Below are 25,197 nucleotides of genomic sequence, written 5' to 3' on the forward strand. Positions count from 1 at the left end.
GCGACCCATGACCATGCTCAAGCGAATTTCCAGCCCCGCCCTGCTCGCGTTGGCCCTGTTTGGCGGTGCCGCGCACGCCGCGCTGGTACCCCCCCAGGGTTACTACGAAGGGATCGAAAAACTCAAGACCAGCGATGGTAACTTCCGCTGTGAAGCGGCGCCCAAGCCCTATACCGGTGCGCTGCAGTTCCGTAGCAAGTACGAAGGCTCGGACAAGGCACGGGCAACGCTCAACGCAGCCTCGGAAAAGGCCTTTCGCAAGTCGACCGAAGACATCACCACCCTTGAGAAAGGCGTGAGCAAGATGGTTGGCCAGTACATGCGCGACGGCCGCCCGGCGCAGCTCGACTGCACCCTGACGTGGCTGGGCACCTGGGCGCGCGCCGATGCGTTGATGTCCACCGACTACAACCACACCGGCAAGTCGATGCGCAAATGGGCGCTGGGCAGCATGAGCGGTTCGTGGCTGCGCCTGAAGTTCTCCAACTCGCAGCCATTGGCCGCGCACCGCGCCGAGGCCGAGCTGATCGAAAAATGGTTCGCCCGCCTGGCCGAGCAGACCGTGCGCGACTGGAGCGACCTGCCGCTGGAGAAGATCAACAACCACAGCTACTGGGCAGCCTGGTCAGTCATGGCGACCGCTGTCGCCACCGACCGTCGCGACCTGTTCGACTGGGCCGTGAAGGAATACAAGGTAGGCGCCAACCAGGTGGATGACCAGGGCTTCCTGCCCAACGAAATCAAGCGCAAGCAGCGTGCGCTGGCCTACCACAACTACGCCCTGCCGCCGCTGGCGATGATTGCCAGCTTCGCCCAGGCCAATAACGTCGACCTGCGCAGCGAGAACAACTTCGCCCTGCAGCGCCTGGGCGAAGGGGTACTGGCCGGTGCACGCGACCCCAGCCACTTCAAGGCCCGCGCGGGTGAAAAACAGGACATGACCGACCTCAAGGTCGACGGCAAGTACGCCTGGCTCGAGCCGTGGTGTGCGCTTTATCACTGTGTCGGCGACACGCTTGATCGCAAGCAGCACATGCAGCCGTTCAACAGCTTCCGGCTGGGCGGCGACCTGACCCGGGTCTATGACCCGAGCGCAGAGAGCAAAAAATGAATTGAGCCCCATTGTGGGGGCGGCACCTGTGGGAGCGGGCATGCCCGCTAAGAAGCCACCGCGGTGCATGGCAAGGGCTTTGCCCTTGTTCGCGGGCTTGCCCGCTCCCACAGGGATCTAAGTTGCCTTCCAGTCTTGCACTGGGGGGTTTGGGGGGCGCTTTGCCCTGGATGCTGTGAACAAATTAGGAGAACCGGGATGGTCTTCTCGTCCAACGTGTTCCTGTTCCTGTTCTTGCCGATCTTCCTCGGCCTGTACTACTTGAGCGGGCAACGCTATCGCAACCTGCTGCTGCTGATTGCCAGCTACATCTTCTATGCCTGGTGGCGGGTGGACTTCCTGGCACTGTTCGCCGGGGTCACCCTGTGGAACTACTGGATCGGCCTCAAAGTGGGTGCCGCCGGCGTGCGAACCAAACCGGCGCAGCGCTGGCTGCTGCTGGGCGTGGGCGTCGACCTGGCCATCCTCGGCTACTTCAAGTACGCCAACTTCGGCGTCGACAGCCTGAACGCGATCATGACCTCGTTCGGCCTGGAGCCGTTCATCCTCACCCACGTGCTGCTGCCGATCGGTATCTCGTTCTATATCTTCGAGTCGATCAGCTACATCATCGACGTATACCGCGGCGACACCCCGGCTACCCGCAACCTGATCGACTTCGCGGCGTTCGTGGCCATTTTCCCGCACCTGATTGCCGGCCCCGTGTTGCGCTTCAAAGACCTGGTCGACCAGTTCAACAACCGCACCCACACCCTGGACAAGTTCTCCGAAGGCTGCACCCGCTTCATGCAGGGTTTCATCAAGAAAGTGTTCATCGCCGACACCTTGGCGGTGGTGGCCGACCACTGCTTTGCCCTGCAAAACCCGACCACGGGTGATGCCTGGCTGGGCGCGCTGGCCTACACCGCGCAGCTGTACTTTGACTTCAGCGGCTACAGCGACATGGCCATCGGCCTGGGCCTGATGATGGGCTTCCGCTTCATGGAGAATTTCAAGCAGCCGTACATCAGCCAGTCGATTACCGAGTTCTGGCGGCGCTGGCACATCAGCCTGTCGACCTGGCTGCGCGACTACCTGTACATCACCTTGGGCGGTAACCGCAAAGGCACCTTCAACACCTACCGCAACCTGTTCCTGACCATGCTGCTGGGCGGCCTGTGGCACGGCGCCAACTTCACCTACATCATCTGGGGCGCCTGGCACGGCATGTGGCTGGCCATCGAACGCGCGCTGGGCATCGACACCAACCCGCAGCGCTTCAACCCGGTGAAGTGGGCCTTCACCTTCCTGCTGGTGGTGGTGGGCTGGGTGATCTTCCGCGCCGAGAACCTGCATGTGGCCGCCCGCATGTACGGTGCCATGTTCAGCTTTGGCGACTGGCAGCTGTCGGAGCTCAACAGCGCCCAGCTGACCGGCCTGCAAGTGGCCACCCTGATCGTCGCCTACATCTCCCTGGCGTTCTTCGGCCTGCGTGATTTCTACCGCAATGCCAAGCCGACGCCCCAGGCCACTCCGGTGCAGGTCAACAACGACGGCTCCATCGGCCTGGATTGGACCCGGGTGATGACCCGCGCCCTGGTGCTGCTGCTGTTCGTGGCCTCGATCCTCAAGCTTTCGGCGCAAAGCTACTCGCCGTTCCTGTACTTCCAGTTCTGAGGCCGATGACATGAACCGCACATTACGCATTACTTACTCCCTGTCGTTCCTCGGTTTGCTGGTGGGCATGGGCGTGTGGTCCACCGGTGGCCTGCAAAGCTTTCAGCGCACCGAGCAGATGACCCTGCTCAACGGCAAGCTGGCCAAGGCCGCCGAGACCCACTACGACGCCGAGTTCCCGATCAAACGCCTGGGCACCAACCTTTGGGCGGCCATGGACTTCAAGCTGTTCAACGAGGGCCGCCCCGGTGTGGTGCTGGGCCGCGACCAGTGGCTGTTCAGCGACGAAGAGTTCAAGCCTACGGCTGGCGCCGAACAACTGATGCAGGAAAACCTGGCGCTGATCCGTGGCGTGCGCGACACCTTGCAGCAGCACGGTAGCCAGCTGGTGCTGGCGATCATCCCGGCCAAGGCGCGCGTCTATTCGGAATACCTGGGCAAGGAGCAGCCGGCCAGCCTGCACGATGACCTGTACAACCAGTTCCATGCCCAGGTGCGCCAGGCCAACGTGTTCGCCCCGGACCTGCAAGCGGCCATGGAACAAGCCAAGGCGCGTGGTCAGGTATTCCTGCGCACCGACACCCACTGGACACCGATGGGCGCCGAAGTCGTCGCTCAGGCGCTGGCCGAGGCTGTAAGCCGGCAGAACCTGCTCAACGGTGACCCGCAAACCTTCGTCACCGAAGCCGGCAGCACGGCGCCCTACAAAGGCGACCTGACCAACTTCCTGCCACTGGACCCGCTGTTCAGCAACCTGCTGCCGGCCCCGGACAACCTGCAACAACGCAGCACCCGCCCGGCGCAAGCCGCCGCTGAAGGCGATGACGCGCTGTTCGCCAACAACGAGATCCCGGTCGCGCTGGTGGGTACCAGCTACAGCGCCAACCCGCACTGGAACTTCCTCGGCGCGCTGCAACAAGCCCTGCGCAGCGACGTTGCCAATTACGCCGAAGACGGCCACGGCCCGTTGCTGCCAATGCTCAAGTACCTGCAAAGCGATGCCTTTAAAAACGCTGCACCGCAAGTGGTGGTGTGGGAATTCCCCGAACGTTATCTACCCATGAAAAACGACCTCAGCAGCTTCGATCCGCAGTGGATCGCGCAGCTGAAAAACGCCCGTAAATCCGAAGAAAACCTGGCCTTGTCGTCCACCCGGACGAACCACTGAACGATAGAGAGGAAATGCACATGACTACCAAGACTTCCATTGCCAAAGCCCTCACCCTCGCGGCCGGCCTTTCCCTTGCTTCGATGCAGGCCTTCGCCGGTGCCGATGCTGCGCTGTATGGCCCTAGCGCACCGAAAGGCTCGACCTTTGTGCGCCTGTACAACGCAGCCAGCGCACCGGCTGCCGCGTCGGTCGGCAACACCCAGATCAAGCAGGTTGGCGCCCAGGCCAGCAGCGACTTCAGCTTCCTGCCAGGCGGCGACTACACCGCCCAGGTCGGCGGCAAGAGCGTGCCGGTGAAACTGGCCTCGGACAAGTACTACACCTTGGTCAACAGCGGCACCGGCAACCCGCAGCTGATCGAAGAACCACCGTTCAAGAACAAGCAGAAAGCCCTGGTGCGCGTGCAGAACCTGAGCGACCAGCAGCTGACCCTGAAAACCGCCGACGGCAAGACCGAAGTGGTCAAGCCGGTGGCCGCCAACGGCCGTGGCGAACGCGAAATCAACCCGGTCAAGGTCAACCTGGCGCTGTACCAGGGCGACAAGAAAGTGGGTGACGTGAAACCCGTCGCCCTGGAGCGCGGCGAAGCCGCCGTGCTGTACGTAACCGGTTCCGGCAACGCTTTGTCGCCGGTGTGGGTAACTCGCCCCGTGGCTAGCAACTGATCCCCTGCCTTTAACGACTATTGGAGAAACATGATGATCCCGGTAATTCTTTCTGGTGGTAGCGGTTCGCGTCTGTGGCCACTGTCGCGCAAGCAGTTCCCCAAGCAGTTCCTGGCCCTGACCGGCGAACACACCCTGTTCCAGCAAACCCTCGAGCGCCTGGCGTTCGAAGGCATGGACACGCCGATCGTGGTCTGCAACAAGGACCACAAATTCATCGTCCAGGAGCAGCTCGCTGCGCTGAAGCTGGAAACCCAGGGCATCCTGATGGAGCCGTTTGGCCGCAACACCGCGCCGGCCGTGACCATGGCCGCCATGAAACTGGTCAACGAAGGCCGCGACGATCTGATGCTGGTGCTGCCCGCCGACCACGTGATCGACGACCAGAAGGCCCTGCAGCGCGCCCTGGCCTTGGCCACCGTTGCCGCCGAGCGTGGCGAAATGGTGCTGTTCGGCGTACCGGCGACCAAGCCGGAAACCGGCTACGGCTACATCCGCTCCAGCCAGGACGCGCTGCTGCCCGAGGGCGTGGCGCGCGTGGCCCAGTTCGTGGAAAAACCCGACGAAAAACGTGCCGCCGAGTTCGTCCAGGCCGGTGGCTACTTCTGGAACAGTGGCATGTTCCTGTTCCGCGCCAGCCGCTTCCTCGAAGAGCTGAAAAAGCACGATGCCGACATCTACGACACCTGCGTGCTGGCCCTGGAGCGCAGCGAGGAAGAGGACGATGTACTCAGCATCGATGAAGCGACCTTCGCCTGCTGCCCGGACAACTCCATCGACTACGCGGTGATGGAAAAGACCCAGCGCGCCTGCGTGGTGCCGATGTCGGCCGGCTGGAGCGACGTGGGCTGCTGGTCGTCGCTGTGGGACGTGCACGAGAAGGACGACAACGGCAACGTCACCAAGGGCGACGTGGTGGTACAGGACAGCCGCAACTGCATGATCCACGGCAACGGCAAGCTGGTGTCGGTGATCGGCTTGGAGAACATCGTGGTGGTCGAGACCAAGGACGCCATGATGATTGCCCACAAGGACAAGGTCCAGGGCGTCAAGCAGATGGTCAAGACCCTCGACGAGCAGGGCCGTACTGAAACCCAGAACCATCTGGAAGTGTATCGCCCGTGGGGCTCGTACGACTCGGTGGACATGGGCGGCCGCTTCCAGGTCAAGCACATCACCGTCAAGCCGGGTGCCAGCCTGTCGCTGCAGATGCACCACCACCGTGCCGAGCACTGGATTGTGGTGTCTGGTACTGCCGAGGTCACCTGTGACGAGAACGTGTTCCTGCTGACCGAGAACCAGTCGACCTACATCCCGATCGCTTCGGTCCACCGCCTGCGCAATCCGGGCAAGATCCCGCTGGAAATCATCGAAGTGCAGTCCGGCAGCTATCTGGGCGAGGATGATATCGAGCGTTTCGAGGATGTGTATGGGCGCACTTCCACGCCGGTCGAGCGTGGGATATCGGTCAAGACCATCGCGCAGTAAGTGAACCTTGAGGCCGCTTTGCGGCCCTTTCGCGGGACAAGCCCGCTCCCACAAGGGCTGGGGGCGGGCTCGCGTTTTTGAGCCCTCCCCCATTTCAGGCTACGATGGTCAGACCCCGCGCAACCTAGGTCTGCAAGCCCCATGATCATCGGCGCCTTCCTCATCCTCACCTGGCTGGTGCTGCTGCGCTACCCGGCCAAGGCCCTACCGATCTCCTTGGCCGCCGTATGTGGCCTGGGCCTGGTAGCCCTGTTCGTTGCCTGGCAGGAAACCCGCGAAGCCTCGCAACTGGCCCGCCTGGACCTGCGCCTTGCCTATGCCCCCGAACAATGCCCGGCTGACCGCGCGTTGCAGGTACAGATGAAAAACGGCAACAAGGCCCCGCTGACCGAACTGCGCTGGCGAGTGGCGGCGTATGCACCGGGCGACACGGTGAACCTGGCCGAAAGCACCTACAACGCCCCGCGCTACCGAGGGCCGGGTGATTTGCAGCCGGGGGCCGAGTGGAAGGACTGCCTGCCGCTGCCCCCCCTGCGCGCCGGTTACCGGCCACAGACCCTGGAATTCCGTGCCGAGCACCTGCAAGGTACATTTGCCAATTGATAGATCGCCTGTACCGGCCCTTTCGCGGGTGAACCCGCGAAGAGGCCAGCACAGGAAAACCAATCCTCCTTACAACAGGCCCCAACCATGCCCACCGTCCTGATCACCGGTTGTTCCAGCGGCATCGGCCGCGCCCTCGCCGACGCCTTTCGCGATGCCGGCCACCACGTCTGGGCCACTGCTCGCAAGGCAGAGGATGTTGAAGTGCTGAACGCCGCCGGCTTCACCGCCCGGCAACTGGATGTGAACGACAGTGAGGCCCTCGCCCGCCTGGCCGAAGAACTCGAAACCCTGGATATCCTGATCAACAACGCCGGCTACGGCGCCATGGGCCCGTTGCTGGACGGTGGTGTGGATGCCCTGCGCCAACAGTTCGAAACCAACGTGTTTGCCGTGGTCGGCGTGACCCGCGCGCTGTTCCCGTTGCTGCGCCGCTCACGCGCCACGGTGGTGAACATCGGCAGCGTTTCCGGTGTGCTGGTCACGCCATTCGCCGGTGCCTACTGCGCCTCGAAAGCGGCCGTGCATGCGCTGAGCGATGCCTTGCGCCTGGAACTGGCGCCGTTCGGTGTGCAGGTGATGGAAGTGCAGCCGGGGGCGATTGACACGCAGTTCGCCAACAATGCCCAGCGCCAGGCCGAGCAGGTACTGGCGGCGGACTCACCATGGTGGCCGTTGCGTGAGCATGTCCAGGCGCGGGCGCGGGCTTCGCAGGACAAGCCGACTTCGGCGGCGGTGTTTGCCCAGGGTGTGTTGGCGGCAGTCGGCAAATCGCCGGTACCGGGGATGGTGCGGTTGGGGAATGGCAGTACGGCGTTGCCGCTGATGGCGAGGTTGCTGCCACGGCGGTTGCTGGATTGGGCGCTGCGCAAGCGCTTTGGCCTGCTGCGCCCGCTCTGAGATCTCGGCCACCTGTACCGGCCCTGCCTTTACGCTTTCTTCGCGGGCTGCTCATCAAACGCCTGCCAGCCACCCCCCAAGGCCTTGTACAGCCCCACCAACGCCTGGGACACCGCCGCCGAGCTGTCGATCCACTGCTCCTCGCTGGCCAGCAATGCACCCTGCACCGTCAGCACATTGAGAAAGTCCACCGCCCCTTCCACATACTGGCGCTGGGCAGTTTCCAGGGCGATGCGGTTCTGTCGCACGGCCTCGGCCAGGTGGTCACGGCGCAATTGGCTGGCGTTGTACAGGCGAAGTACATCGTCAATCTCATGCCATGCCCCCAGCACCACCTTGCGGTAGTTCAGCGCCGCTTCCTGCTGCTGCGCCTCGCGCAGCTCCAGGGTGCCAGTGAGCCGGCCGCCCTCGAAAATCGGCAGCGACAGCTGCGGCCCGAAGGCAAAGCGGCGCGAATCCCAGCCGCCGAAATCCGACAGTTGCATGGCCTGGAAGCCGACACTGCCCGACAGCCGGATGCTCGGGTAGAAATCCGCCTTGGCCACGCCAATGCTGGCGGTGGCGGCATGCAGGCGGGCTTCAGCCTGGCGGATGTCCGGCCGGCGCTCGGCCAGTTCGGAGGGCAAGCCGATGGCAAACTGCTGCTGCGGCGCGGGCAGCTCGCCGCCCTGCAGCAATTCGGCCTGCAAGCTGCGCGGCGGTTCGGCAGCAAGCAGGCTGAGCGCGTTGATCAGGTCATCACGCCGGGCTTCCAGGCTTGGCAATCGCGACTCGATCGAAGCAACCTGGGCGCTGGCCTGGGCCACATCCAGGCGCGTGGCAACGCCTTCGGCCTGGCGGTTTTCGGACAGCTTCAGGCTGTGCCGGGCAACCTTGAGGTTGTCCTGCGTCACATCGAGGGTGTGCTGCACGGCGCGCAGCTGGATGTAATTGCCGGCGGTTTCCGAGAGCAAGGCCAGCAGCACCCCGCGGCGGTCGTTCTCGGCCACTTCGACAGTAGCATCGGCAGCCTCGACCTGGCGCCGCACGCGGCCCCACAGGTCCAGCTCCCAACCGGCCACCAGGTCACCTTGCCAAAGGTTGTACGCCGCTTTGCCTGCCTTGCCAGACGGATCGCTCAGGCCTTCGGCGCTGTTGCGGGCGCGGCTGTAGCCGGCGCTTGCATCCACCGACGGCACTTCATCGGCAGCCACGGTACTGCGCAGGGCGCGGCTTTGCAGCAAGCGGGCGCTGGCCATCTGCAGGTCGAGGTTGCGCTCGGCAACGCGCTGGATCAAGGCACTGAGCTGTGCGTCATGGAAGGTTTCCCACCAACGCAGTTCCAGCGGTTGGGCCTGCGGCTGGCTGGCCGCCGCCTCGCCTTGCAGCGGCACCCACTGCTGCGGTGCCTGGCTGTCAGGGCGCAGGAAGTCCGGGCCCATGGTGCAGCCCGCCAGCAACACGGCCAGCAGTACCGGGCTCAAGCGTAATGCCGGTTTCATCGTGCGCTTACCTCTTTGCCGTCCAGCTTGTCGCCACGGGTATCGATGGTCGCTTCCACCGACATGCCCACACGCAGGCGGGTGAGCAGTGGCTGGCCATCATCGAATACGATCTTCACCGGAATGCGCTGCACCACCTTGGTGAAGTTGCCGGTGGCGTTGTCCGGTTTGACGGCGGCGAAGGTGACGCCGGTAGCCGGGGCAATGCTTTCCACATGCCCTTGCAGCTTTTCGCCGGAGAAGGTGTCGACGCTGATGCTCACCGGCTGGCCAGGCTGCACGTGGGTCAGCTGGGTTTCCTGGAAGTTGCCGACCACATAGGCCTGCTGCAACGGCACCACCGACAGCAGGCGGGCACCCGGGTTGACGTAGGCGCCTATGCGCAGTGCGCGCTCGCCGACCATGCCGTCCACCGGCGCAGTAATGCGTGTGTAGGACAGGTCGAGCTGGGCCTTTTCCACGCCCGCTTCGGCCCGTTTCAGCTGGCCATCGGCGCTGGCCACCTGGGCGGTCAGAATATCCACCTGCTTGCGCGCTGCCACTAACGCCGCCTGAGCATTGGCCAGGCGCGCACGGGCCTGGTCGACGCCGCTGCGCGCCTGCTGGGCGTTCTGCACGGTACCGGCGCCCTGCTCGGCCAGGCGGCTGTAGCGGTTGACCTCATGGTCGGCGAACGCCGCTTCGGCCTGGGCGGCTTTGACAGCAGCCTCGGCCTGGGCAATCAACGATGCCTGGCGCTCAAGGGTGGCGCGGGCATCGGCGCTTTGCGCCTGGGCCACCAGCAACTGCGCCTGCGCGGCATCCAGGGCGGCCTGGTAATCACGGGCGTCGATGGTCGCCAGCAACTGGCCGGCCTTGACTTGCTGGTTGTCCTCCACCAGCACTTCTTTGATAAAGCCGGCCACCTTTGGCGCGACCACGGTGTAGTCGGCAATCACGTAGGCGTCGTTGGTGCTCTGCCGGTGGTCGCTGCCAAATATCCAGGGGCCGACGATGCCAGCCAGGACAGCCACGGCCAGCACCGAGCCGATGAACAGGGTTTTGCGGTTGTTGGTCATTTCAGCGGTTCTCGAATTCATCCAGGGGTCAGGCCACCGCACGCGGCGGATAGACCCGGGTAGGCACGAAAGGAATCAGGCAGATCAGCGCCACGGCAATGCAGGCCAGGACCAGGTACAGGTCAGCCGAGGTCAGTACCAGCGCCTGGTCGTGGATGCGCCTGGCCAAGCCCGCAGCGCTGTCGTCGACCAGCGGGGCGTTGCCCAGGCTGTCCACCAGGTGGTTGGAATGAAAGTGCCGGCGCAGGGTGCCAACGGCATCCAGCAGGCCACCGGCGATCACGGCGGCCAGGCCTTTCACGGTGTTGAACCAGCTGGAGGCGAACGGGCCTTCCTGCGGCGTCATGCCGTTGGTGGACAGCATCAGCAGCGGCAGCACCGCCATCGGCTGGCCGAACACCTGCAACAGGTAGAACGGGTAGAAGTCGCCACGGATCCACTCGCTGGTCAGCAGGCTGCTGCCGACACAGGACACCGCCAGCATCGCCAGGCCAATACCCAGCACCCAGCGGCAGTCCACCGCGCGGATGTTGCACAACGCCGCCGTCAGCGGCAGGGCGATCAACTGCGGCATGGCCACCAGCATCATCAACGGGCTGGTCTGCGCCGGGCGGTAGCCTTGGATCTGCGCCAGGTAGGCAGAGGGGATGCTGCCCACACCCGACAGCACGATCAGCACACCGGCCAAGGTCACCAATGCAAAACTCAGGTTGCGCCGCTGCAGCATGCGCAACTGGAAGAACGGCAACGGCTCGGACCACTCGTTGTACATGAACAGCACCAGCAACAGCAGGCCACCGCCCAGCAGCCAGCAGATCAGCGGCGAATCGAACCAGCCCCAGCGGTCGCCCAGCGACAGGCCCAGCACGATGCAGCTGATGGCCGGCAGGCCAAGCAGCACGCCACGCCAGTCGAACTGCTTGAAACGCTCCAGGCGCAGCGGGTCCTGTGGCAGGCCCCAGCCGACGCAAACGATGGCCAGCAGCGAGGGCAGGATGATCTGCCAGAACGCCCATTGCCAACCGACATATTCGGTCCACAGCCCCGCCAGTGGTGTGCCGAGGTTGGGGCCGAAGGTGGCAGTCAGGGCGTAGCAGGCCAGGCCATAGACCTTGATACCTGGTGGCAAAAAGCGCAGGGCCACGCTCATCAGCATCGGCGGCAGGGCTCCCGAGGCAAAGCCCTGCAGCACACGCAGCAGCATCAGGCTGTGCAGGTTGGGGGCGAACGGTTGCAACAGGCCGAGCACGGCGAACAGGGCGATTGCGCTCATGGTGAAGCGCCGCAGCGAGAAGGTGGTGGCCAGCCAGGGCGCAAAGGCCATGGCCGAGACCGAGGCGGCGCTGTACACCGCCAGCAACCAGGCGCCTTCGTCGGCACCGATGCCCATGGCACCGCGGATATCGGCGAGGGAAATCTTGGTGACCGACTCGTTCAGGCCTGCACACAGCACGGCCAGCAACACACCGAACAGCCCGACCACCACCTGCAGGCCAAACGCCGTCTGCGCAGGTGCGGCCGGCGCGGGGGCGGCGGCCAGCGCCGCAGAGGGCGCGGTCAGGGAACTCATGGGAATACATCTCCAGCAACAATTTCAGGGCTGGGGCAAGTTTAAGAAGGTCGAATGCTGACGAAAACTGACTTGTTGATAGTTGTATATTGCGTCAGACGCAATCGATGCCGAAATCACGGGTCTATGCGGCCACACGCTTTCAACGTCTGGCGCAACCAACGGTGCGCGGGGTCGTTGTCAAAGCGCGGGTGCCACGCCTGCATCACATTGACCTTCTCCAACGGCACCGGGATCTCGAACGAGCGCAATGGCAACTTCAACCGCTGCACGCTGTTGAGGATATTGGCGGGTATCGGCAGGATCAGGTCCGAATCCGGCAGCGAGAACATCGCCGAATGGAAACTGGTGGTGATCAGGGCCACTCGACGTTCCACCTTGTGATTGGCCAACGCCACATCAATGGGTCCATTGGCCCGGCCGCGTCGGGACACGCTGATCTGCGGGTAGGCGGCAAATCGCTCAGGGGTGATCGGGGCGTCGAAGATCGGGTGCCCCTCCCGCGCCAGGCCCACGAAGTAGGTGTTGAACAGGCTCTGCACCTTGATTTCCGGCCCCAGCTCAATGGCCGAGCTGATGATCAGGTCGATATGCCCGTTGCGCAGCACCGCATCATCGTCACCACTGCCCTCCGGGACGAACCGCAACACCGTACGCGGCGCCTGGGCCAGCATCATGCGCAGCAGCTGAGCGCCGTACAGGGCAATGAACAGATCATTGGTGCGGATGTTGAAGGCACGGTCCAGGTTAACCAGGTCGACATCGTCACGGCTGCGAAACACCTGCCCGGCCTGCTCTACCAGCCCATGCACCTGCTCGCGCAAGGCCAGCGCCCGCGGCGTCGGCACCAGGCCACGGCCGGCGCGCACCAGGATGGGGTCACCCAGGGCATCGCGAATGCGCCCCAAGGTGCGGCTCATGGCGGCCGGGCTCAGGTTCATGCGCTGCGCTGCGCCCACGACGCTGCCTTCGTCGAGCAGGGCATCGAGGGCGACGAGCAGGTTCATGTCCGGGAGTTGCATGGCCGTTTTCCATTACAGCTGTGGGAAACGCGATGGTAGCAGGTTGGTGGATTGCATCAGACGCAATGCGCTCTTGCGTGGTGGGGCATTTATTCACTGGGCACGTTTGGCCATAAATGGGTGATGGGCAGGTCGGGCCCTTTCGCGGGGCAAGCCCGCTCCCACAGTTACTCCACAGCGTTTGGGCATTTTGGGAGTCCTGTGGGAGCGGGCTTGCCCCGCGAAAGGGCCCGACCTGCAAGCACATTACTCAGCCTCAGCCAAGGATCCCCATGCCCAGCCCCGTCCTGATCGCCATCGACGCCTCCCCTGCTTCCAGCGCCCTGCTCACCCTCGCGCGCCGCTACTGCCGCCCCGGTGAACACGAACTGCACGTGCTGCTGGCCATCGATTCCACCTTCGCCGTGCATGAGCAACCTGCGCCCTACACCGCCGAGGAACTGGAAGAATACCCCGCCGCCTGCGAGGAACAGCAGCATGCCGACCACGCCGTAGCCGCGGCCGTGCGCGAGCTGCAGCAAGCCGGCTTCACCTGCCAGGGGTGCATGGTGGCCGGCCAGCCCGTTGATGTGATTGTGGCCAAGGCGCAGGAATTGAACTGCGAGCTGATCATCATGGGCCACCGTCACCTGACACGGTTGGGGCGGTTGCTCGACCCGTCGATCAGCTCGAAGGTGATCGATCAGGTCCAGGTACCTGTGTTGGTGGGGGCGACGAGTGTATGAATCGGGACATGTGCCACCTTACGGGCAACACATCTCTCAAGGCGAACTCGGCTTCACCACCACCGTACACGTCGTCCCCGCCGCCAGCAAAAACCCTTCCGGCACTTCATCGATGTGAATACGCACCGGCACCCGCTGTGCCAGGCGCACCCAGTTGAAGGTGGGGTTCACATCGGCGATCAGCTCGCGGCTTTGTGGGTTGTCGCGGTCATAGATGCCGCGGGCAATGCTCTCCACATGCCCCTTGATCCGCTCGCCGCTCATCATCTGCAACTCGGCCTGGTCACCCACCTTCACGTGCGGCAGCTTGGTCTCCTCGAAGAACCCGTACACCCAGAACGAATTTTCGTCGACCACCGCCATCACCGCCTCACCGGTGCGCGCGTAGTCGCCCTTGTGGATATTCAGGTTGGTCACGTAGCCATCCACTGTGGCGACGATATGCGTGCGCTTGAGGTTCAGCTCGGCTGCCGCCAGTTCGGCAAGGGCTTGCTGGTAGTCTGCCTGGGCGGAGTTGGCGATGTTGCTGGCGTCGTCACGGTTTTCCTTGGAGATCACCAGGTTGTCCATGTCGGCACGGCGCTTGGCGTTGACCTTGCGCATTTCCCAGGTGGCCTTGCGTGACGCCACCATGGCCTTGGCCTGGTCGACCGCCAACTGGTAGTGCTCGGGGTCGATCTGGATCAGCAGGTCGCCCTTCTTCACCCGCTGGTTGTCCTTGACCGGTACGTCCACCACGTAGCCTGGCACATCGGCAGCGACGTTGATGATGTCGGCGCGTACGCGGCCGTCGCGGGTCCACGGCGTGGTCATGTAGTGCAGCCACAACTGGCGACCGATGGCCACGGCAGCGACCAGCACCAGCAGGGTGGCGATCAGGCTGAAGAACTTTTTCATCGAAGGATTCTCACCAGTAGACAGTAAGCGCCATGGCGCCGAACAGGCAGACGAACAGGCTCAGGCGCAACAGCGCCGGGTGCCAGAAGAAGCGGTAGCCATCATGGCTGGCAATGAACCGGTCCAGGCCCCAGGCCAGGCCCAGGGCGAACAGGAACATCAAGGTCATGGTGGGCATGTAAACGCCATGAAAGGCGATCTCACGGGGCATGGTGCAATCCTTTCGCCGGTGCCAGTGGCGACTGTGGGTCGAGCAAGGAGGAACGGATGAAGTGCAGGTAGCTCTGCGCGCGGCGCAGTACCGAGGTGTCGAAATGACGGGCGAACGGTTCGTCGGTGGCCTGCACCCTGGCAATGGCATGGTCCACGGCGACCAGGGCGCGTTCGTGGTTGCTGGCATTTGGCTGCAAGAACAAACGTGTCAGGGCACGGCCCATGACGCGGATGGCCTGGCGCCACGGCTGCGACTCGGCGTAGGCCGGGTGCACCGGTGCGCGAGCTTGTTCCTTGCGCAGCTCGATCACGGCGTGGCCGATTTCCAGCACGGTGAACATCCAGCCCATCAGTTGGCTCTGCACCTGCGGCTTGCCAGCCGCCAGGCCATAGGCCTGGTGCAGCAGGTCGCGGGTACGGCTTTCGAAGGCCGTACCGATACCGCGCAGGCGGCCACTGATGGCGAACAGCACCTGCTCGCGCAGCTCCTGCTCCAGGCGGTTCCACAACCAGCGGCTGTTGGGCGGCAGGATGATCGCCCCGGCGGCGGCACAAACGAACATGCCGATGACCATGCCGATGTAGTCGTTGATGAAGGTGTACGGGTCATACACCGTCAGGTTGTTCGGCACCGAGCCAATCGCGAAGAACACCAGCAGGCCGATGCCGTAACCGGCATAGGCAGGGCGCGACGAAAGGAACGCGCCCAGCACGAACACCGGCGCCAGCACCATGCACAGCAGCGGGAAACCGTCGATCCAGGGGAACACGAAGAAGGTTTCGAAGAAGCCGACAAAGGCGCCGATGGCTGTGCCGCAGGCCATCTGGAACGACATGCGCTTGGGGTTGGGTGACGCCGCCGAAAGGCCCACGGTAACCGTGGCGATGAGGGTCATCATGGCGCCGCTGGGCCAGTCGCTGAGCAGCCAGTAGCTGCCCAGCAGCAACAGCACCGCCGAGGCGCGTACACCGGCGGCCAGCGACACCAGCCAGCTGGTCTGCGCCACGTAGGGCTCGTCCCACTGTTCGCGCTCATGCCTGTGCGCGGCCAGCGAGGCGTGGGTTTGGGCGTAGCTGAACATCTCGTCGACGAAGCGGTACAGCAGTTCGAAGGCGGTGTGGAAATCGAGGAGGTCGGATTCGCTGGGGTCGGTCGCCAGGTACTCGGCGCGCAGGCCCCGCACCTGCGCTTGCAGCCCCTCTTTGTAGGCAGCCAGTTCCAGGGTCAGGCGCAGTGCATCGGCGTCGGTCAACGCCCGGCCCACGTAAGGCTGCAGCAGCTCCACCAAGGTGTTCAGGCCTGGCTCGATGGCGCTGACGATCTGCAGCGGGCCACGGGCGCGCAGGCGCTCCAGCAAACGGTGCAGGGCGTTGAAGCGCGTGGTAATGGCCATGAACTCGCTGTTCATCCGTACCAGCCGGCCACTGCGACGGCGCATGTGCGGGTCTTCGAAGGCGGTGACGTTGCGCAGGCTCTCAAGGCCCACGGCCTCGGCAACGAAGCGCACGTTGCTGCTCTCGAAACGGTCCTTCTGGCTATCGCCACGCAGCGCCTCGACCACTACCCCGGCAAAAACGCCAAAGCGCTGGTACAAGGCGTTGCGCATGGCGGCACTGGCCGACTGCGGCAGGATGGCGGCGCTGACGAAGGTCGACACCAGAATGCCCAGGGCAATCTCCAGCACCCGCCATACCGCCGCCATGAAGGCCTGGTCGGGGTGCTGAAGCACCGGCAGGCCGATCATCGCGGCCGTGTAGCCGGCCAGCACAAAGCCATAGGCACGGAAGGTGCGATAGCGCATGGCGCCTGCCGAACACAGCCCCACCCACAAGGCCAGGCTGGGCAGGAACAGCTCGGTGTTCTGCGGGAAAATGGCAATCAGCGCCACCATCATCGCCGAGCCGGCCAGGGTGCCGAGCACCCGGTAGAAGCTCTTGGCGAACACATGCCCGCTTTGCGGCTGCATGACGATGAACACGGTGATCATGGCTGTGCGCGGTTGCGGCAGCTCCAGGCGCATGGCCAGCCACAGGGTGATGAACGCGGCGGCCAGCACCTTGAAGATGTACACCCAGGTCACGCCGTCGGTGCGGGCCCAGGCAAAGAAGCCCCGGCGCCACTCCAGGCTTTGCAGCCAGCGCACGGGCAAACTGGAAGTGCTCATTCGGCGTTATCCGGCTTCTTGTCGAAAATGGCCAGGGTGGCCGGGGTTTTCGGCGCGGCCTGGCGTTCCTCTGTCGGCGCATCCTGACCGGCCTGCAGGCCACCACCCAGGGCGGTCACCAGCTCGGCATGGGCAATCAGGCGGGCGGCCTGCACCTGCTGCTGCACCTGCTGCTGGCGGAACAGCAAGGTCTGCGCGTTGAGTACGTTCAGGTAGTCGGTGAGGCCGCGCTGGAAGGCAACCATGGCGATGTCGTAGGTTTTCTGCGCGGCGGCGACGGACTCGGCAGCGAAATGCGACTGTTCTTTCATCGACTCGCGGCGGATCAACTGGTCGGAGATGTTCTTCAGTGCCCCCACCACGGTCTGGTTGTAACGGGCCACAGCCACGTCATACCCCGCCGACGCCACACCCAGTTCCGAGCGCAGGCGGCCGCCGTCGAAGATTGGCAAGCTGATGGCCGGCCCGACGTTGTAGTTGAACTTGCGCCCGGTCAGGAATTCCAGCGGGCCACCGCCGGTAGCCATGAAGCCCAGGCTGCCGACCAGGTCGACGTTGGGGAAAAAGCCGGCGTGGGCGACGTCGATACCTCGCGCCTGGGCAGCCACCTGCCAGCGGCTGGCAACCACATCGGGACGCTGGCCGACCAGTTCGGCGGGCAGGTTCGATGGCAGTTTCAGCGGCGCGGCCAAGGCCAGGGCCGGGCGCTGCAATTGCGCGCCCTCCCCCGGGCCCTTGCCGGCCAGTGCGGCCAGCTGGTTGCGGGTCAGGGCAATGTCTTCGTTCAGGCTGTCGAGCTGACGGTGGGTTTCCGGCAGCGGCGCTTCGGCCTGGCTGACTTCGAAATGGGTACCGATGCCGGCATCCAGGCGGCGCTTGGCCAGGGCCAGGATCTGCTCCTGCTGCTCCAGTTCGGCCTTGACGATATCGCGCTGGGCAAAATGCAGGCTCAGCTGGATATAGGCACGCACCACGTTGTTCTGCAGCTCCAGCTGCGCCTGGCGGGCTTCGGCCACGCTCATGTGCGCCTGGTCCACAGCCTGCTCGCTGGCATTGCGATCACGGCCCCAGAGGTCGAGGGCATAGCTGAAGCCGATGGCGGCGTTGTTGTCCCAGGTGTTGGCGCCCGACAGCGCGCCCGGGCCGTAGAACTGGTCCTCAGGCCAGTTGTGGCGCTTGAGGGTGGCCTGGCCATTGGCCTGGAGCTTTTCGGCCGACTCGACCACGCCGGCCATGGCCTTGGCCTCGCGCACACGCGCCGCGGCCATGGCCAGGCTAGGGCTACCGGCTACCGCCAGGGTAATCCAGCGATCCAGCTGCGGGTCGCCATAGGCGTGCCACCACTGCTGGTCGGGCCAATGGGCGTCGGTCGCGGCTTCGCGTATGGCCGCGTCGGTGGTCAAGGTATTGGCTTGCAGCGTCTTGCTTTGCGGGGCGATGCCCCAGGTTCCGATACAGCCACTCAAGGTGAGGGCAAGGGCACAGGCACTGAACGCATTGAGCGTTCTGATGATGCGACGCGGCACAGCTGCGATTTCCCGAGGAAGAGGTGAAGGGGACCGGGCAATTCTAGGGGGCGGCAGCACTGGCGATAAGCGCAGATTCCTGCGAATCTTTGTTACCAAAACAGCGATAATCCGCCTTTGGTCGAAGGCAACTTTTCATCTTTTTTGCGTTACTTCGTGACACAATTTTGTCCTCTACATCGAGAGTGACCCATGGACACCCTGCAAAACATGCGTGCTTTCAGTTGCGTAGCCCAGCTTGGCAGCTTTACCGCTGCTGCCGCGCAACTGGACACGACCACCGCGAACGTGTCGCGGGCGGTCTCCAACCTGGAAGCCCATCTGCAAACAAGGCTGCTCAACCGTACCACCCGCCGCATTGCGCTGACCGAGGCCGGCAAGCGCTACCTGATGCGTTGCGAACAGATTCTTACCTATGTGGAAGAAGCCGAAGCCGAAGCCAGCGATGCCCATGCCCGCCCGGCCGGGCAGCTGAAGGTGCACTCGATGACCGGGGTCGGCCAGCATTTCGTGGTCGATGCAATCGCCCGCTACCGTGAATCGCACCCGGACGTCACATTCGACCTGACCATGGCCAACCGCGTGCCCGACCTGCTTGACGAGGGCTATGACGTGTCCATCGTGCTGGCCACCGAACTGCCCGACTCGGGGTTCGTGTCGCAGCGCCTGGGCATCACCTACAGCATCGTCTGCGCCTCGCCCGACTACATCGCCCGCCACGGCGTGGCGCACAAGCCCGCCGACCTGCTCAAGCATGCCTGCCTGCGCATGGTCAGCCCGGTGATCCCGCTGGAAAAATGGCTGTTCGACGGCCCGGAAGGCCAGGAGATGGTCAACATCACCAGCTCGCCGTTCATGGTCAATACCGCCGACGCCATGAAAACTGCCATCCGCAGCGGCATGGGTGTAGGCGTGCTGCCGATCTATTCGGCCATTGATGGCCTGCGGGATGGCAGCCTGGTGCGGGTGCTACCCGAATACCGCCTGCAGGAACTGAACCTGTACGCCATCTACCCGTCGCGGCAGTACCTGGATGCCAAGATCAAGACGTGGGTCGAGTACCTGCGCAACTCGCTGCCGGAGATTCTCGCCGCCCATGAGGCGGACCTGAAAACCCATCAGGTGCTGATCGCCAATTAAAAAGCTGCTGCATGGCGGGGGTGGACAATGGTAGGTTGCTAACCATTGTCGGCCCATTCGCGGGCACGCCCGCTCCCACAGGTACAGCGCTGCCCACGATGCCTGTGCAAAACCTGTGAGAGCGGCGGTGCGGCGATCCGATTTACCCGCGAAGAATCCACCCTCGTCCCACCGCCTTGCAGAGAAGTTGCCCGATGAAAAAGACCGTCCTGGCCTTCAGCCGTATCACCCCGGCCATGGCCGAGCGCCTGCAGCAAGACTTCAACGTGATTTTGCCCAACCCCAAGCTCGGCGACATCAACGCCCAGTTCAACGAAGCCCTGCCTGAGGCCCACGGCCTGATCGGCGTTGGCCGCAAGCTGGGCCGTGCGCAGCTTGAAGGCGCGGCCAGGCTGGAGGTAGTGTCCAGCGTGTCGGTCGGCTACGACAACTATGACCTGGACTACTTCAACGAACGCGGCATCGCCCTGACCAACACCCCCGACGTACTCACCGAAAGCACCGCCGACCTGGGCTTCTCGCTGGTCATGGGCTGCGCCCGCCGCACGGCCGAACTGGATGCCTGGACCAAGGCCGGCAACTGGCAGGCCACCGTGGGGCCGACGCTCTTCGGCAGCGATGTGCATGGCAAGACACTGGGTATCGTCGGCATGGGCAACATCGGTGCCGCCATTGCCCGTCGTGGCCGGTTCGGCTTCAACATGCCGGTCATCTACGCGGGCAACAGCCGCAAGACCGCGCTTGAGCAAGAGCTGGGCGCACAGTTCCGCAGCCTGGAGCAGTTGCTGGCCGAAGCGGACTTCGTCGTTATCGTGGTGCCATTGTCCGACGCCACCCGCAAGCTGATCAGCGCCCGGGAACTGAAGCTGATGAAGCCAAGTGCCTTCCTGATCAACATCGCCCGCGGGCCGGTAGTGGATGAAGCAGCGCTGATCGAAGCGTTGCAGAACGGCACCATTCGTGGGGCTGGCCTGGATGTGTACGAGAAGGAGCCACTGAGCGATTCGCCGCTGTTCAAACTGCCCAATGCGCTGACGTTGCCGCACATTGGTTCGGCCACTGCCGAAACCCGTGAGGCCATGGCCAACCGCGCGATGGACAACCTGCGCGCGGCGCTGCTGGGTGAACGGCCGCGGGACCTGGTGAACCCGCAGGTGTGGAAGGGCTGACAGCCTTACTTTGCCTGTACCGGCCTCTTCGCGGGCTTGCCCGCGAAGAGGCCGGTACAGGCAACAGATTATCTATTTAGCCACCAAAATACCCTCAGCCACCTTCGCCTTGGGCTTGCGAAACACCAGCACATTCCCCGCCATTACCGCCACCAGCCCGCACAAGGCCGGCGCCGTCCACTGATACCCCTCGGCCACCGCCGACACATTCAACGCCACCAACGGGAACAGCACGGTGCAGTAGGCTGCCCGCTCCGGCCCCATGCGCCCGACCAGGGTCAGGTAGGCAGTGAAGCCGATTACCGAACCCGGAATCACCAGGTACATCAGCGAACCGATGTAGCGGGTGTTCCACTCCATGGTGAAAGGAATGCCGCTGAACAGGCAATAAACCATCAACATGGCGGCGCCGTAGACCATGCCCCAGGCATTGGTGGTCATGGGCTTGAGCCCGGCCTTCTGCTGCATGCTCGACAGCATGTTCCCCGCCGAGAAGCACAGCGTGCCGAGCAAGGCCAGGCCCAGGCCGTACAGGGTTTCACGGCTGGCCGCATGGTGCGACAGCTCCGGCCAGAACAGCAGCCCCAGGCCGAGCAGGCCCAGGGCACCGCCGCCCAGCACATTGGCGGCGATCTTCTGGCCGAAGAACACCCGCGCGTTCAGCGCGTTCCACAAGGTCGCCGTGGAAAACACCACGGCGATCAGGCCACTGGCAATCCACTGGCTGGCGGTGAGGAAGCACATGAAATTGACGCAGAACAGGCACAGGCCCTGGGCCAGGCAGATCTGGTGGCCGCGCCTGTTCATGGGTTGCAGGCGACGGGTGAGCAGCAGGATGGCGAACAGGATGAGGCCCGCAAGGGCGAAGCGATAGACGATCGAGACCGGGATGGCGACCACGCCCAGCTGGAGCTTCAGGGCGATCCAGGTGGTGCCCCAGATCAGGACGGTGAGCAGGTAGAGTGACAGGTTCATGGCGGCGGTTCCTTGGGCCTCTCAAAATCGGTGCCCGGCGCATCGCGGGGCAAGCCCGCTCCCACAAATACCGTGCAGCCTTCGCATGCTGTGGGAGCGGGCTTGTCCCGCGAATCGAGGGCGCAGCCCTCGCCGAGGCCCTCAGTGTTCGTCCTCCTGGCATTAACCGCTTGCACAAACTTGCGCTTTTCCCTCTCAGCTAGCTGTCACTGCGGCGCAAGCGCAGTACGATGGCCGTCAGAGGAACCACCCATGACGCCACTCACCCAGCTGCAAGTGTTCAACGCCATGCACGCCTCGCCCCACGCCCGGCTGGAACTCAGCGCACACCTGGGCGATGGGCTGGCGGGGGCGTTGTGGAGCAACCGCGACGATGCCCGCGACTACCAGGCGCCGACCCATCACACCCTGTCGTGCTACATCGCCGACGGCACCGGCACCTTCCGCCGCCAGCGCCCGGCCGACAAAGGTGCGCCCGGCAAGCTGTGCGTGATGCCGGCCGGGCAGGAATCGAACTGGGTGGTCAATGGTGCAATCCGCCTGGCCCACCTGTATGTCAGCGAGGCACAGTTCGCCCTGGGCTGCGTGCGCCTGCTCGATCGGGAACCGCGAGAGCTGCAATTGCAGGAAGCGACTTTTCTGGACGACCCGCAACAGGCCGCACGTTTTCGCCACCTGATTCAGCTGGACTGGGACGAGCCCGGCGAGCGCCTGCTGGCCAGCAGCCTGGCACACGAGATCGTCGACCATGCGCTGCTCAGCCAGGTGGGGCTGCGCCAGGGCCTGCGCCTGAAAGGCGGGCTGGCGCCGAACCTGCGCCGGCAGTTGGTCGACTACATCGAGGCGCACCTGGACCAGCCGGTTACCCTGGGTGAACTGGCCTTGCGCTGCAACTTGTCCGAATACCACTTTGCGCGCATGTTCCGTACCAGTTTCGGGCTACCGCCGCACCAATACCTGCTGGCCCGGCGACTGCACCGGGCCTGCCAGCTGCTGCAACTGGGGGTGATGCCGCTGGGGGAGATTGCCCTTTTGTGCGGGTTTGCCAGTGCCAGCCATTTCAGTAACCGGTTCCGGCAGGCGCTTGGTGCAACGCCTGGGGAATATCGCTCGGCATTCAAGGCGTGAAATGGGGCCGCTTTGCGGCCCTTTCGCGGCACAAGGCCACTCCCACAGGGATCATCGTTCCCTTGCAGGAGCGGCCTTGTGCCGCGACAGGGCTGCAAAGCAGCCGCAAATACCTAGAATTCGAAGGTGCTGGACAAACTCACCTGCCGGGCATCCCCAATCGCCACGAAGTACTGGTTCACCGCCGAACTGTAATAAACCTTGTCGAACAGGTTCTTCACGTTCAATTGCAAACGCACGTTGTGCTCATCAAGCTTGGTCTCGTAACTGGCGAACGCGTCGGCCACGGTGTACGACGGCAAGTCGAAAGTGTTGGTCGCGTTGCCCGCCCGCTCACCCACGTAACGCGCGCCTGCCCCCAAGCGCAGATTGTCGCCACCGAACAGGCTGCCGAAGTCGTACACCGCCGACAACGAACCGCTGTGCCTGGCCACATTCTGCAGGCGTTTGCCTTCAAGATCAGGGTCCTTGGTCACCTTGGCATCGGTAAACGCATAGCTGCCGATCAGGCTCCAGCGCTCGCTGAGCTGCCCGGTCAGGTCAAGCTCCACACCCCGTGAACTGACTTCCCCTGCATTGCTGTAGACGGTCTCGCCGGTTCCGCTGTCGAAATTGGCGACCAGCACGTTGCGCTTGGTAATGTCGAACAGCGCAAGGGTACCGGTCAGGCTACCGGGCATGTCGAGCTTGGCTCCCAGCTCCCAGGACTTGCCCTCTTCGGGTGCGACCGAAGCGTCCAGCACCACACCGCCGGTCAGCGGTGCAATGCTGGAGTTGGGCTTGAACGACTCGCTGTAGCTGCCATAGAACGAGAGCTGGTCATCAACCTTGTAGACGATGCCTGCGTGCGGCACCCATGCCTGGCCGCTGGTATCGGTATTGGCCGTGAACGGCCGGCCACGGCCGGCATACTGGTCGTATTGCTGGAAACGTGCGCCGGCCACCAGTATCCAGTGCTCGTCCAGGTGCAGTGCGTCTTGCATGAACAGTGCATCGGTGCGCAGCTTGTCGGTCTGGTCGCTGTCACTGGCTCGTACGCTGGTGCCTTCCACCTCCTGACCATAAACGGGGTTCAGGTAACTGAAGGTGGAGCGGGCAGTCTGGCGAATGAGGTCGCCGCGATACACTTTGCGGTCTTCATGGTCGACGCCGAACAACAGATCATTCTGCATGCCGGCCAATTCCACATTACCGGCCAGGCTCAGAGTAGCGAACTGGTCGCGGCTCATGGCGTTGTGGGTGCCGTCGATGCTGCGCGTCAGCGTGCCTTTGGCTTCGTTGACGCCGGTCACCCGCACCTGGCTTGCATCGTAGGTCTCGCGGTTGAAGCTGTAGCCAAAGTGCAGCTTCCAGTCGTCGGCCAGCTGATGGTCGACTTCCAGGCGGTACAGGTCGGAGCGCCCCTCCATGTCGTTGAACGGCTCGTCCAGGCGGCGCGTGGCGGGGATGTTCAGCGGGTGGCCGTTGCTGCCGAACGCGGTGCCACGGTCGAAGGGGTAGAGAAACTCGCGGTGCTCGTAGGCCAGCACCACCTGCGTGTCTTCGCCCAGCCAGGCCAGCGACGGCGCCACCAGCGATTCGCGGTGCACGCCGTAGTTGCGCCAGTAGTCTTCGTCTTCGTGATCGACGATCAGGCGGTAGGCGAAGTTGCTGTCGCCCAGCGCACCGGTGCTGTCCAGCCCGCCGCCACTGCCGTTCTTGCCGCTGCCGTAGGTCGAGCCACGCACGGTCAGGGCGTTGTACTGCTGCAGTTGTGGGCGCTTGCTGACCACGTTGATCACCCCGCCCGGGTCCTGGATGCCGTACAGCAGCGAGGCCGGCCCCTTGAGCACTTCGACCCGCTCGGTGCTGGCGTTGAGGCTGCGGCCCTGCACGATGGGCATGCCATCGCGCATGATCGAGCCGTCGCGGTTGTCGCCAAAGCCGCGCTTCATCACCGTGTCGGATGTGCCGCCAAAGTTGTTGCCCTGGGTAATGCCGCTGACGTTGGCCAGGGCATCATCGAGGTTGCGCGGGGCTTGGTCGCGGATGACCTGGGCCGGTACCACGTTGATGGCCTGCGGGATGTCCTGATTCGGCCCCTGCCCGCGCATGATCGAAGCGCTGGCCGGGGGCTGGTAGCTGTAGTCGTCCAGCTGCGAGGTTACGTTGGTGGCCTGCAGGTTGAGGGCGCCTGAAGTGTCGGCGGGTTCGAGGGTCAGGGTGCGTGCGTCGACGCGCCGCCAGGCCAGCCCGGCGTTGCCCAGCAGCTGTTGCAGCGCCTGCTCGGCGCTGAACCGGCCATTCAATGCCGGGGCCTGTACACCTGGCAGTTCGAGGGTGTAGACCACGCTCTGGCCGGTGGTGCGGCTGAAGGCGTTGAGCGCCTGGGCCAACGGTTGGGCCGGCTGGGCGAAGGCAAAGGCCTGCAGCTGCTCGGCGGCGCTTGCCAGGGGGGCGACGGCGAAGGCCGGCAGCGCAGCAAGGCCGAGCCAGAGAGGGACGCAACGCGGGGAGAACTTCATGGACGCTGACCTGTGAGAGGGTGATGATTG

General features: G+C 64.1%; 21 protein-coding genes. 11 read left to right on the forward strand and 10 right to left on the reverse strand.

The features are described from left to right. The first annotated feature begins 7 nt into the window (after positions 1-7). The 7 genes from OZ911_RS23975 (at position 8) to OZ911_RS24005 (ending at position 7,594) form a co-directional block, all read left to right on the forward strand. The gene (locus OZ911_RS23975; RefSeq protein ID WP_023048192.1) at positions 8-1,111 is read left to right on the forward strand and encodes a mannuronate-specific alginate lyase; all 1,104 of its coding nucleotides are present in this window, start codon (positions 8-10) and stop codon (positions 1,109-1,111) included. Positions 1,112-1,309: 198 nt separating this feature from the next. Further along, complete coding sequence (locus OZ911_RS23980; RefSeq protein ID WP_016489017.1) at positions 1,310-2,767, forward strand: MBOAT family O-acyltransferase; 1,458 nt, start codon at positions 1,310-1,312, stop codon at positions 2,765-2,767. 10 nt (positions 2,768-2,777) lie between these two features. Beyond that, positions 2,778-3,935, forward strand: coding sequence for an alginate O-acetyltransferase (locus tag OZ911_RS23985; RefSeq protein WP_016489018.1), 1,158 nt, complete (start codon positions 2,778-2,780; stop codon positions 3,933-3,935). Between the two features lie 20 nt (positions 3,936-3,955). Then, the gene (locus OZ911_RS23990; protein ID WP_016489019.1) at positions 3,956-4,603 is read left to right on the forward strand and encodes an alginate O-acetyltransferase AlgF; all 648 of its coding nucleotides are present in this window, start codon (positions 3,956-3,958) and stop codon (positions 4,601-4,603) included. A 33-nt stretch (positions 4,604-4,636) separates the two neighbouring features. Next, positions 4,637-6,091, forward strand: a complete 1,455-nt coding sequence (locus OZ911_RS23995; protein WP_031312025.1) for a mannose-1-phosphate guanylyltransferase/mannose-6-phosphate isomerase — start codon at positions 4,637-4,639, stop codon at positions 6,089-6,091. Positions 6,092-6,232: 141 nt separating this feature from the next. Next, a complete protein-coding gene (locus OZ911_RS24000; RefSeq protein WP_070086841.1) occupies positions 6,233-6,694 on the forward strand; it encodes a multidrug transporter in 462 nt (153 codons plus the stop codon). An 87-nt stretch (positions 6,695-6,781) separates the two neighbouring features. Further along, positions 6,782-7,594, forward strand: a complete 813-nt coding sequence (locus tag OZ911_RS24005) for an SDR family oxidoreductase (protein ID WP_016489022.1) — start codon at positions 6,782-6,784, stop codon at positions 7,592-7,594. Positions 7,595-7,623: 29 nt separating this feature from the next. Here OZ911_RS24005 and OZ911_RS24010 read toward each other — a convergent pair whose 3' ends face one another. The 4 genes from OZ911_RS24010 to OZ911_RS24025 all read right to left on the reverse strand — a co-directional run bounded on the left by OZ911_RS24010 (position 7,624) and on the right by OZ911_RS24025 (position 12,725). Continuing rightward, positions 7,624-9,075 (reverse strand): efflux transporter outer membrane subunit, encoded by a 1,452-nt coding sequence (locus OZ911_RS24010; protein ID WP_070086840.1) that lies wholly within the window; start codon positions 9,073-9,075, stop codon positions 7,624-7,626. Further along, on the reverse strand, positions 9,072-10,133 hold the full coding sequence (locus tag OZ911_RS24015) for an HlyD family secretion protein (RefSeq protein WP_060517442.1): 1,062 nt from the start codon (positions 10,131-10,133) through the stop codon (positions 9,072-9,074). Before OZ911_RS24015 ends, OZ911_RS24010 begins: the two co-directional genes overlap by 4 nt. Before the next feature lie 28 nt (positions 10,134-10,161). Next, complete coding sequence (locus OZ911_RS24020) at positions 10,162-11,703, reverse strand: MFS transporter (protein ID WP_023048189.1); 1,542 nt, start codon at positions 11,701-11,703, stop codon at positions 10,162-10,164. Between the two features lie 116 nt (positions 11,704-11,819). After that, on the reverse strand, positions 11,820-12,725 hold the full coding sequence (locus OZ911_RS24025) for a LysR family transcriptional regulator (RefSeq protein WP_060517440.1): 906 nt from the start codon (positions 12,723-12,725) through the stop codon (positions 11,820-11,822). Between the two features lie 272 nt (positions 12,726-12,997). Between OZ911_RS24025 and OZ911_RS24030 the strand changes: the two genes are divergently transcribed. After that, on the forward strand, positions 12,998-13,450 hold the full coding sequence (locus tag OZ911_RS24030) for a universal stress protein (RefSeq protein ID WP_016489027.1): 453 nt from the start codon (positions 12,998-13,000) through the stop codon (positions 13,448-13,450). Positions 13,451-13,486: 36 nt separating this feature from the next. Here the strand turns inward: OZ911_RS24030 and OZ911_RS24035 are convergent, their stop codons facing one another. From OZ911_RS24035 to OZ911_RS24050, 4 genes are read right to left on the reverse strand one after another with little or no spacing between them, the layout of a single operon-like run. Beyond that, positions 13,487-14,347 (reverse strand): efflux RND transporter periplasmic adaptor subunit, encoded by an 861-nt coding sequence (locus tag OZ911_RS24035; RefSeq protein WP_016489028.1) that lies wholly within the window; start codon positions 14,345-14,347, stop codon positions 13,487-13,489. 10 nt (positions 14,348-14,357) lie between these two features. Next, positions 14,358-14,558: a DUF1656 domain-containing protein gene (locus tag OZ911_RS24040; protein WP_009685040.1), complete on the reverse strand. Its 201-nt coding sequence runs from the start codon at positions 14,556-14,558 to the stop codon at positions 14,358-14,360. Beyond that, entirely contained in the window at positions 14,548-16,725 is a 2,178-nt protein-coding gene (locus tag OZ911_RS24045) for an FUSC family protein (RefSeq protein ID WP_023048186.1), read from the reverse strand. Before OZ911_RS24045 ends, OZ911_RS24040 begins: the two co-directional genes overlap by 11 nt. Continuing rightward, on the reverse strand, positions 16,722-18,251 hold the full coding sequence (locus tag OZ911_RS24050; RefSeq protein ID WP_070086839.1) for an efflux transporter outer membrane subunit: 1,530 nt from the start codon (positions 18,249-18,251) through the stop codon (positions 16,722-16,724). The genes OZ911_RS24045 and OZ911_RS24050 overlap by 4 nt, the downstream gene beginning before the upstream one ends. A 192-nt stretch (positions 18,252-18,443) precedes the next feature. Here OZ911_RS24050 and OZ911_RS24055 point away from each other — a divergent pair, with 192 nt between their 5' ends. Together OZ911_RS24055 and OZ911_RS24060 are read left to right on the forward strand one after the other, a co-directional pair. Then, positions 18,444-19,391, forward strand: coding sequence for a LysR family transcriptional regulator (locus OZ911_RS24055; protein ID WP_016489031.1), 948 nt, complete (start codon positions 18,444-18,446; stop codon positions 19,389-19,391). Positions 19,392-19,585: 194 nt separating this feature from the next. Continuing rightward, on the forward strand, positions 19,586-20,560 hold the full coding sequence (locus tag OZ911_RS24060; protein ID WP_023048849.1) for a 2-hydroxyacid dehydrogenase: 975 nt from the start codon (positions 19,586-19,588) through the stop codon (positions 20,558-20,560). A 72-nt stretch (positions 20,561-20,632) separates the two neighbouring features. Here OZ911_RS24060 and OZ911_RS24065 read toward each other — a convergent pair whose 3' ends face one another. Then, a complete protein-coding gene (locus tag OZ911_RS24065) occupies positions 20,633-21,535 on the reverse strand; it encodes a DMT family transporter (RefSeq protein WP_016489033.1) in 903 nt (300 codons plus the stop codon). 252 nt (positions 21,536-21,787) lie between these two features. Between OZ911_RS24065 and OZ911_RS24070 the strand changes: the two genes are divergently transcribed. After that, the gene (locus tag OZ911_RS24070) at positions 21,788-22,663 is read left to right on the forward strand and encodes a helix-turn-helix domain-containing protein (protein ID WP_016489034.1); all 876 of its coding nucleotides are present in this window, start codon (positions 21,788-21,790) and stop codon (positions 22,661-22,663) included. Positions 22,664-22,776: 113 nt separating this feature from the next. On the opposite strand, the gene OZ911_RS24075 is transcribed toward OZ911_RS24070, so the two are convergent. After that, complete coding sequence (locus OZ911_RS24075) at positions 22,777-25,167, reverse strand: TonB-dependent siderophore receptor (protein ID WP_023048850.1); 2,391 nt, start codon at positions 25,165-25,167, stop codon at positions 22,777-22,779. Positions 25,168-25,197: the final 30 nt, after the last annotated feature.

This window comes from Pseudomonas fortuita (assembly GCF_026898135.2).
Classification (GTDB): domain Bacteria; phylum Pseudomonadota; class Gammaproteobacteria; order Pseudomonadales; family Pseudomonadaceae; genus Aquipseudomonas; species Aquipseudomonas fortuita.

Bases quoted from the DNA above. Each gene is read 5' to 3' on its own strand.
- OZ911_RS23975 (WP_023048192.1), top strand. From the start codon at position 8: ATGACCATGCTCAAGCGAATTTCCAGCCCCGCCCTGCTCGCGTTGGCC.
- OZ911_RS23980 (WP_016489017.1), top strand. From the start codon at position 1,310: ATGGTCTTCTCGTCCAACGTGTTCCTGTTCCTGTTCTTGCCGATCTTC.
- OZ911_RS23985 (WP_016489018.1), top strand. From the start codon at position 2,778: ATGAACCGCACATTACGCATTACTTACTCCCTGTCGTTCCTCGGTTTG.
- OZ911_RS23990 (WP_016489019.1), top strand. From the start codon at position 3,956: ATGACTACCAAGACTTCCATTGCCAAAGCCCTCACCCTCGCGGCCGGC.
- OZ911_RS23995 (WP_031312025.1), top strand. From the start codon at position 4,637: ATGATCCCGGTAATTCTTTCTGGTGGTAGCGGTTCGCGTCTGTGGCCA.
- OZ911_RS24000 (WP_070086841.1), top strand. From the start codon at position 6,233: ATGATCATCGGCGCCTTCCTCATCCTCACCTGGCTGGTGCTGCTGCGC.
- OZ911_RS24005 (WP_016489022.1), top strand. From the start codon at position 6,782: ATGCCCACCGTCCTGATCACCGGTTGTTCCAGCGGCATCGGCCGCGCC.
- OZ911_RS24010 (WP_070086840.1), bottom strand. From the start codon at position 9,075: ATGAAACCGGCATTACGCTTGAGCCCGGTACTGCTGGCCGTGTTGCTG.
- OZ911_RS24015 (WP_060517442.1), bottom strand. From the start codon at position 10,133: ATGACCAACAACCGCAAAACCCTGTTCATCGGCTCGGTGCTGGCCGTG.
- OZ911_RS24020 (WP_023048189.1), bottom strand. From the start codon at position 11,703: ATGAGTTCCCTGACCGCGCCCTCTGCGGCGCTGGCCGCCGCCCCCGCG.
- OZ911_RS24025 (WP_060517440.1), bottom strand. From the start codon at position 12,725: ATGCAACTCCCGGACATGAACCTGCTCGTCGCCCTCGATGCCCTGCTC.
- OZ911_RS24030 (WP_016489027.1), top strand. From the start codon at position 12,998: ATGCCCAGCCCCGTCCTGATCGCCATCGACGCCTCCCCTGCTTCCAGC.
- OZ911_RS24035 (WP_016489028.1), bottom strand. From the start codon at position 14,347: ATGAAAAAGTTCTTCAGCCTGATCGCCACCCTGCTGGTGCTGGTCGCT.
- OZ911_RS24040 (WP_009685040.1), bottom strand. From the start codon at position 14,558: ATGCCCCGTGAGATCGCCTTTCATGGCGTTTACATGCCCACCATGACC.
- OZ911_RS24045 (WP_023048186.1), bottom strand. From the start codon at position 16,725: ATGAGCACTTCCAGTTTGCCCGTGCGCTGGCTGCAAAGCCTGGAGTGG.
- OZ911_RS24055 (WP_016489031.1), top strand. From the start codon at position 18,444: ATGGACACCCTGCAAAACATGCGTGCTTTCAGTTGCGTAGCCCAGCTT.
- OZ911_RS24060 (WP_023048849.1), top strand. From the start codon at position 19,586: ATGAAAAAGACCGTCCTGGCCTTCAGCCGTATCACCCCGGCCATGGCC.
- OZ911_RS24065 (WP_016489033.1), bottom strand. From the start codon at position 21,535: ATGAACCTGTCACTCTACCTGCTCACCGTCCTGATCTGGGGCACCACC.
- OZ911_RS24070 (WP_016489034.1), top strand. From the start codon at position 21,788: ATGACGCCACTCACCCAGCTGCAAGTGTTCAACGCCATGCACGCCTCG.
- OZ911_RS24075 (WP_023048850.1), bottom strand. From the start codon at position 25,167: ATGAAGTTCTCCCCGCGTTGCGTCCCTCTCTGGCTCGGCCTTGCTGCG.